The sequence below is a fragment of the Rhodococcus sp. Q genome (assembly GCF_005503035.1).
Taxonomy (GTDB): Bacteria; Actinomycetota; Actinomycetes; order Mycobacteriales; family Mycobacteriaceae; genus Rhodococcus_G.
In genome coordinates, this window is the sequence record NZ_SCOY01000022.1 from 67,017 (window position 1) to 75,181 (window position 8,165).

At 68.9% G+C, this 8,165-nt stretch carries 9 protein-coding genes; all 9 read left to right on the forward strand.

The features are described 5' to 3' along the window. Window positions 1-196 precede the first annotated feature (196 nt). Window positions 197-1,816 carry a GMC oxidoreductase gene (locus tag FFS72_RS18900; protein WP_137875369.1) on the forward strand — a complete coding sequence of 540 codons (1,620 nt, stop codon included), beginning with the start codon at window positions 197-199 and terminating at the stop codon, window positions 1,814-1,816. Window positions 1,817-1,992: 176 nt separating this feature from the next. Next, window positions 1,993-3,522, forward strand: a complete 1,530-nt coding sequence (locus FFS72_RS18905; RefSeq protein ID WP_502704131.1) for an LVIVD repeat-containing protein — start codon at window positions 1,993-1,995, stop codon at window positions 3,520-3,522. Next, complete coding sequence (locus FFS72_RS18910) at window positions 3,519-4,160, forward strand: DUF305 domain-containing protein (RefSeq protein ID WP_137875370.1); 642 nt, start codon at window positions 3,519-3,521, stop codon at window positions 4,158-4,160. Before FFS72_RS18905 ends, FFS72_RS18910 begins: the two co-directional genes overlap by 4 nt. Before the next feature lie 176 nt (window positions 4,161-4,336). Next, window positions 4,337-4,534, forward strand: a complete 198-nt coding sequence (locus FFS72_RS18915; protein ID WP_137875371.1) for a hypothetical protein — start codon at window positions 4,337-4,339, stop codon at window positions 4,532-4,534. A gap of 181 nt (window positions 4,535-4,715) precedes the next feature. Next, window positions 4,716-5,159: a 50S ribosomal protein L13 gene (gene rplM / locus FFS72_RS18920; protein ID WP_050063241.1), complete on the forward strand. Its 444-nt coding sequence runs from the start codon at window positions 4,716-4,718 to the stop codon at window positions 5,157-5,159. After that, entirely contained in the window at window positions 5,156-5,674 is a 519-nt protein-coding gene (gene rpsI / locus FFS72_RS18925; RefSeq protein ID WP_137875372.1) for a 30S ribosomal protein S9, read from the forward strand. The genes rplM and rpsI overlap by 4 nt, the downstream gene beginning before the upstream one ends. 140 nt (window positions 5,675-5,814) lie before the next feature. Continuing rightward, window positions 5,815-7,158, forward strand: coding sequence for a phosphoglucosamine mutase (gene glmM / locus FFS72_RS18930; RefSeq protein ID WP_137875373.1), 1,344 nt, complete (start codon window positions 5,815-5,817; stop codon window positions 7,156-7,158). A 104-nt stretch (window positions 7,159-7,262) separates the two neighbouring features. Then, window positions 7,263-7,520, forward strand: coding sequence for a hypothetical protein (locus tag FFS72_RS18935; RefSeq protein ID WP_137875374.1), 258 nt, complete (start codon window positions 7,263-7,265; stop codon window positions 7,518-7,520). Further along, the coding region (locus tag FFS72_RS18940; protein ID WP_212744373.1) for a hypothetical protein at window positions 7,517-8,165 on the forward strand (649 nt) is incomplete at its 3' end. The genes FFS72_RS18935 and FFS72_RS18940, both read left to right, overlap by 4 nt.

Consider the following 8,165-nt stretch of genomic DNA (forward strand, 5'->3'; position numbering starts at 1 on the left):
GGACAACCCTCGGGTCGTGACGCCGGGTGTCAGGTGAGCTGGTGCTCCTGCTCCGCGTGACCTCGACTTCCTGGGCAGGTTATTGACACTCGCGCGTCAGAGTGTCTACTTTTAGCCGTCTCGGATCGACCGTGACGGCATTCACGCCGTATCCGTTCCGGGGGGCCATGTCACACGCGTTTCGGGAGGTACATCTGTGTCCGGGATAAACCGTCGGTCCTTCTTCGCCGCGGCGGCGGCCGCCGGTGCCGCGCTCGCCGCCGCGCCCACCGCAACGGCCCAGGCCGGCATCGCCGCCGCGACGAGAACCGGTGCCGCCGGTGGTGTCCGGCGGATTCCGCTCACACACGAGGATCACCGCGTCGTCGTCATCGGCTCCGGATTCGGCGGCGGCGTCGCCTCCCTCCGCCTCGCCCAGGCGGGCGTCAAGGTTCTCGTGTTGGAGCGCGGCATCCGTTGGAACACAGGGCCGAACGCGAAGACCTTCCCGAACCCGACCGCGCCCGACAAGCGTCTGCTCTGGTACCGCTCCGCACCGCAGCTCTTCGGCAAGCCCGTCGCGTTCGACCCGTACGTCGGCCTCGTGGAAGCCGTCGTCGGTGAGAACATGACCGCGCTGTGCCCGGCAGGCGTCGGCGGCGGTTCGCTTGTCTACCAGGGAATGTCGCTGCAGCCCTCCGAGGCGGTATTCAACACCTACTTCCCGAACGAGCTCGACTGGCAAACCATGAACCGGGTGCACTACCCCCGCGTCGCGAAGATGCTCCAGCTCGCGACAGCGCCCGACGAACTCATCGAGAGCGAACCGTACAAGGCTCCGCGCGTGTTCGCCGAGCACGTGCGGCGCGCGGGAATGCCGCTGTCGAAGATCCCGATGCCGATCGACTGGAACTACGCCCTCGCCGAGCTTCGCGGCGAGATGGCGCCGTCCTACACGGACGGTTCCGGAGCGATGGGCGTCAACAACGGCGGGAAGCACTCCGTCGATGTCACCTACATCGCCGCGGCGGAGGCGACGGGCAACGTGACCGTCGAAACGCTGCACGAGGTCACCGACATCGAGCGCGCAGGGGGCGGTCGATGGCGGGTCCACGTCAACCGGATCGACACCGCGGGCAACGTCCTCGAGAACAAGGTCCTCACCACTGATGCGCTGATCATGGCCGCGGGCAGTGTCAACACCACGAAGCTGCTGGTGCGGTCGGCCGCGACGGGAAAGATTCCGGACATGCCGGACGGACTCGGCGGCGGCTGGGGAACCAACGCCGACCGGATCTACGTGTGGACGAATCCGGCCGCGGGTTTCGGTGTGACGCAGGGCGGACCCGTCGTCTACGGCAGCCTGAACTGGGACGACCCGACCCGGGCGCACTCCGTCATCCAGGCGTCCATTCCGTCGATCTCGAGGGACATGGCCAGCACGATGCTCGTCGGATTCGGAGTCAGCGACAGCCGCGGCCGGTTCCGGTACGACGCCGGGCGCGACGAAGCGACACTGTTCTGGCCCGCAGACGGCGATTCGGTCATCCAGAACGGCTCGATCGGTCCGAGCGTCAACAGGATTGCCGGTCCGGGCAGCGTGCTCACCGACACGAACCTGATCGTGCCGTCCACCTGGCATGCGCTCGGCGGCGCCCCCATGGGCACCGTCTGTGACATCGACGGTCGCGTCGAGGGACAGCCCGGTCTCTACGTTCTCGACGGGGCCCTGATCCCGGGAACGACCGGTGCCTGCAACCCGTCGATGACGATCGCCGCGGTCGCCGAACGCGCCATCGACAACGTCATCGCGAAGGACGTCGGCACCGTCTTCTGACCGGCGCCGATGTCCGAACGGATGTGGTCGAATCCGCGCCGCGCCGTGCGGGACGCGGATTACCGTTGACCGGAGCCCGTGCTCCGACGATTGGGGGAGTCATCGTGCTGTGGGGAAACCGTGCTGTGGGTGGCAATGTGCTGTGGGGACACGGTCTTCGGCGTCGTCGATCGACCGTGGTCGCCGTTGCAGCGGCGCTGCTGATTCCGGTCGGTCACGTCGCCGCCGCCCCGGCGGTGGACACCGCGGGAGTCGTGCGGGAAGTCCACGATGTCGGACGCGTCGCCGCGGCACGCGCCGACTGCGGTCCCGGCTCGCGACCCGAAACCGGACTGCAGGGTGACGTGCCCGCCGCCGACCGGGACAGCGGGCGAAGCCGAGACGGCTACCAGTGCAACATCTCCCGGGTCGGTGGCTTCGCAGGCAAGGGTGGCGGCATCGTCTCCGCCTCGTACGACGACTGCGCCTACATGGGCACAACGTTCCCCGGCAGCGTGGTCGGGGACTCCACGGGCGTGCAGGTCCTCGACGTTTCCGACCCGGCGAACCCGGTCCCCACCGTCACCCTCACCGAACCGGCCATGATGGCCGGAACCTGGGAGAGCCTCAAGGTCCACCCGGGCCGGAAACTGCTCGTGGGCAGCGGTGTTCCCGCTCTGGTCGGAGCCGGCTTGCTGTCGGTCTACGACATCACCGACTGCGCGCATCCGCGACTGCTCAATCCCGGTCCGGGAACCAGTCTGCAGATGCCGCTGCCCATCACCGCCCACGAGGCAGGCTTCTCCCCGGACGGAAGGACCTACTGGTCGACCGGCACCGAGGGGGTCGTGAGCGCAGTCGATCTCACCGATCCGTCGCAGCCGCGTGTGGTCTGGCAGAGCTGGATCGGCATCTCCGCACACGGATTCGGGATCAGTCCCGACGGTAACCGCATGTACGTGTCCAACAACTTCGGCGGCGTGACCGTCCTCGACACCAGCGCCGTGCAGCGGCGCGACCCCAATCCTCGGGTGCCGCAGGTGTCGCAGTTGTCGTGGACCGACGGCTGGGCCACCCAGCACAGCATCCCCGTCACCTACGACGGGCATCCGTACCTCTTCACCGTGAACGAGGGCGGGTCCGGTGGGGTCAAGCTGATCGACATCGAGGACGACACGAAGCCGGGTGTCGTCAATTCCGTCAAGCTCGAGATCAACCTCCCGGAGAACATCGACAGCCAGATCGGCTCCGGAATGGGCGGCTCGGCGTTCTCCTACGAGTCGCACTACTGCGCGGCGGACCGGCCGACGAATCCGACGGCACTGGCATGCGGCTGGATCTCGTCCGGCATCCGGGTCTTCGACGTCAGCGACCCGTTCGACGTCCGGGAGATCGCCTACTACAACCCGCCCGCGATGACGGACCGCAACCTGGAGCGCGTGAACTCCCCGCACGCCCTCGCCTCGGTGCTCGGCGTGCCACTCCTCAGCGCGCCCGCGGCTTTCCAGGCGGCCGCAGGTGGACAGTTCGACCTCGGTCAGGCGATCACCTCTCGCGCAGGCATGGTCGTCGGTGGCGATCTCTCCACCGACTGGTGCCTCTCGCCTCCGGAATGGCGGGGCAACGAGCTGTGGGTGACGTGTTCCGACAACGGGTTCATGGCCCTGCATCTCGACGAGTCCGTGTACACGCCGCCCGCGAACCAGAGATCGACGATCGGGTCATGACGCGCGGCACGGCGATTCGGGCGGGCGCGTTGGCGTCACTGGCAGTGTTGCTGCTGGTGGTCGGTGCCGCGCTTCGACCGGTCGTCGTGCCCGAGGAGTCCGTTGCCGAACCCGTCCTGAGCGCCGCCGAGATCGGGTTCGTGCAGGACATGGCCGAGCACCACCAGCAGGCGTTGGCGATGACCCTCCGGCTCGCCCCGGATGTCGATCCCGCGGTGGCCGCCCTGGCGCGGCAGATCGGGGACACCCAGCGAGTCGAGATCGGCACGCTGCTGGGCTGGCTGCGCCTGGCCGACGCACCGCCGACCAATCCTCGGCCGATGGCCTGGAACATCGCACCCGACCACGCCGGACACGACGACAGCGCGGCAGAACCGGGGGCATCGATGACGGGGATGGCGTCGATGGCCGAACTCGACGCACTGTCCGCTGCGCACGGACGCGACGCCGAGGTGGTGTTCCTGCAGTTGATGCTTCGCCACCACCTCGGAGGTGTCGAGATGGCCCGCGCGGCCGACGCGTTGCTCGTCGACGGTCCGGTCAAGCAGAGCGCTCGTGCCGCGGTCCAGGAGCAGGGCGGCGAGATCGGTTTGTTGACGGTGATGCTCGCGGAACGCGGAGCGACAGCCCTGCGATGACTCGGCTCGGGCGGGGCTCGAGCGCGATGATTCGGGTGGGCGCACCGCGAGCGCGATGACTCGGCATGCGCGCCTGCGGGCACGCGATCAGTCGCTGGCGCGCCTCCCCGGATGGCACAGTGACACGCGTTACCGTTCGATACATCCCACCGAAACGTCCGAGTAGGTGCTCCTCGATGGCCACAAACCCTCCCCCCGCGAAGAAGATCCTCGGCACCGTGGTGTTCCTCGTCGGCCTGGTCGGCGCCGGTGTCGGCATCTACACACTCGACGTCGTTGCCGCCGTCGTCTGGCTCGTCGTCGCCACGTTGTCCGGCTTCTACCTGCTGAAGTTGCGCGCCGATTCGCGAAGCCGGCTCGATTCCTCGACGTGAGCCGCGCTACCTCGCTTTGACCCTCCCTGACCTGGACGGTAAGGTCGTCTGCTGGCGTGCGATACGTCGCGCACTCTCGGGTGCCGTCGTCCCGCGGGTTCCCGGGTCTCCACTGGCCGCCGGGAGCGACTCCGTATCGTCCGCCACGGCCAGCAGTGAACGAGTTGACGAGGAAGTAGCTGTGTCTACCTACGCCCCGAAGGCTGGTGACGTCACCCGGCAGTGGTACGTCATCGACGCCACCGACGTGGTGCTCGGCCGCCTTGCCGTCCAGGCAGCGACCCTGCTGCGCGGCAAGCACAAGCCCACCTTTGCCCCCAACGTTGACGGAGGCGACTTCGTCGTCATCATCAACGCCGACAAGGTTGCCATCTCCGGTAACAAGCGCACGGACAAGTTCCTGCACCACCACTCCGGACATCCCGGTGGCCTCAAGTCCCGCTCCGTCGGTGAGGTGCTTGCGAACAACCCCGATCGCCTCGTGGAGAAGGCCGTCACCGGCATGATCCCGAAGAACAAGCTCGGCCGCGCGATCGCAGGCAAGCTGAAGGTCTACGCAGGCCCGAATCACCCCCACGCCGCGCAGCAGCCGGTTCCGTTCGAGATCAAGCAGGTGGCCCAGTGAGCGAGCAGAACGAGACCCCCGAGGTCGAGACCGCAGAGGTCGTCGTCGAGGAGTTCGCCGCCGAGCCCGAGGCCGTCGAGGAGTACGTGGTCGAGGAGGCTGTCGCCCCCGCTGCCCCGATCTACATCGATCGCCCGATCCAGACCGTCGGTCGTCGCAAGGAAGCGGTCGTCCGCGTCCGCCTGACCCCCGGCACCGGTGAGTTCAAGCTCAACGGCCGCACCATGGAGGACTACTTCCCGAACAAGGTGCACCAGCAGCTGATCAAGGCTCCGCTGGTCACCGTCGAGCGGGCCGAGTCCTTCGACATCACCGCGCTCCTGCACGGTGGCGGCCCGTCCGGCCAGGCCGGCGCGCTGCGTCTGGCCATCGCCCGCGCCCTGATCGAGGTCACCCCCGAGGATCGTCCGGCTCTCAAGAGCGCCGGCTTCCTCACCCGTGACGCCCGCGCCGTCGAGCGCAAGAAGTACGGCCTGAAGAAGGCCCGCAAGGCTTCGCAGTACTCGAAGCGCTGATGTGGCACCGGCCCCGCCCTCCGAGGTGGCGGCCGGGACCTGTTCACCAAGAGCAGGCGTCCAGCAACACCGGACGCCTGCTCTTGGCGTAGGAAAGCGACAATCGCCGAAACACCACCAACGGCAAGGGGTCTTCATTCATGGGTCGAATGTTCGGTACGGACGGTGTGCGGGGTCTCGCCAACGCATACCTCGACGCGGAACTGGCGCTGCGCATCGCGGGGGCAGCAGCATCGGTGCTCGCGCTGTCCGAGCGGGGCGCTCCCCGGCCGACCGCGGTCATCGGTCGTGACCCTCGTGCCAGCGGCGAGATGCTGGCCGCCGCCGTCACAGCAGGGCTGTGTTCCGCCGGCGTAGACGTCATCGACGTCGGCGTCCTCCCCACCCCCGCGGTCGCCCACCTCACGGGCGCCTACGACGCCGCACTCGGCGTGATGATCTCCGCGTCCCACAACCCGATGCCCGACAACGGCATCAAGATCTTCGCCGCGGGTGGCCACAAACTCGACGACGAGTCCGAGGATCGCATCGAGGCGGCGCTCGAGGACCGTGACCTGATCCCGCGGCCCACCGGTGCCGCGATCGGTCGTGTCGTCCACGCCGACGACGCGGCCTCCCGCTACCTGGCCCACCTCGGCCGCGCGATCGACAGCCGCGCCCTCGACGGGATCACCGTCGTCGTGGACTGCGCCAACGGCGCCGCATCTGACGTCGGGCCCGCCGCCTACCGCGCCGCAGGCGCCACCGTCGTCGAGCTCCACAACACCCCGGACGGCTACAACATCAACGACGGCTGCGGGTCGACGCACCTCGAGGATCTGCAGGCAGCCGTGCTGGCGCACGGCGCCGACCTGGGCCTGGCCCACGACGGGGATGCCGACAGGTGCCTCGCCGTCGACGCGACCGGTGCGATCGTGGACGGTGACGCGATCATGTCCGTTCTCGCGGTCGCGATGCGGGAGTCGGGCGAGCTGGCGGGCAACACCCTCGTCACCACCGTCATGAGCAACCTCGGCCTGCACATCGCGATGCGGGAAGCGGGCATCGAGGTGCGGACGACCGCCGTCGGCGACCGGTACGTCCTCGAGGAACTGCGCTCGGGCAGCTTCAGTCTCGGCGGAGAACAGTCCGGGCATGTCGTCCTTCCCGGCTTCGGAACCACCGGCGACGGAGTGCTCACCGGCCTGCGTCTGATGGCGAGGATGGCCCAGACCGGCTCCACACTCGCTGCGCTCGCCGCAGTGATGCAGACCCTCCCGCAGGTCCTCGTCAACGTGAAGGTCAGCGACAAGGCAGCCGTCGCCGTCGCACCGCAGGTGCTCGCCGCGGTCGCCGACGCCGAGCGCCGACTCGGTGACACCGGCCGGGTCCTGCTGCGTCCGTCCGGCACCGAGCAACTGGTCCGCGTGATGGTCGAGGCGACGGAGATCGAGGTCGCGCGCACTCTCGCCGACGGGCTCGCGGACCGGGTCGCGTCGGTCTGAGAATTCTGTCGGGTCGCCTCGGTCCGAGGTGTCGACCCCGTTCGCGGAACCGAATCCGCTCCCGCTGCGTCTGAACCGGTGACCGGCAGGCAGGGGAGTGGAACGTGGGCGGAGAACTGAAGTTCGACGACGAGACGGTGAGGTCGGTTGCCGCCGCCTTCGTCGATTCGGCGGGGGAACTCGTGCTCCTCGCGGACCGGGTCGACGCAACGGTGGAGTACCGGAGTGGCGCCCTGGCCGAGGGCATCCGGGCGTGGGCTCGGCGAGCCGCGACCGACGCGGCCCGTCTGTCGGCCACCGCCGACCGTTACCGCGAGCAGGACCGGGCCGCCGCGGAGAGCATCGGGCGGGTCGACCCGTGAACGACGCGCTGCTCGCCGGGGAATCGTCGGGTCTGGCGTACCTCACCCGGCTCGGCGGCCTCGCCGGGATGAACGACGACATGGCCCGAGTCGTCGAGCGCTACCGCGCCGCGTTGTCGCTCGACCCGGACGCGCTCCATGGCGACGCCGATGTCCTGCGCTCCACCGCAGCAGTCATGCGTGCGCATCTCCTCGCGCAGGAGCAGGCGGTCGAGCGCCTGCGCGTGGCCTGGTCGGGTGACGCGGCCGACACCGCGCTCGCCGCACTGGGCCTGCATCTCGACCTCGCCCGTGCCGACTGCGTCGCCGTTCTCGCGGCCGCGCGCACGCTCGACGAGGCGGGTGACCTGATCCGCGAGTCATCCCTCGCAAGAACGGAATTCGTCAGCAGGACGTTCGGGCAGCGGGTGGACGAACCGGGTGCCGGGTGGCCGCGTGCGGTTCTCGCCGCGCATGTCGCGGCATGCCTGACCGTGCTGACGGAGTTCGTTGCGGCGGTCGAGGACGTCGTCGACGGGGCGCGATGCGCGGTGGAGTCGGCGATCGACGCGATCTGCGGGCAGGCGGAGGTACCTCCCGCGGAGGCGGCACCTCCCGCGGTCGACTCTCCGTTGGCTCCTCCTGTTCCGGTACACCCCGTCGACC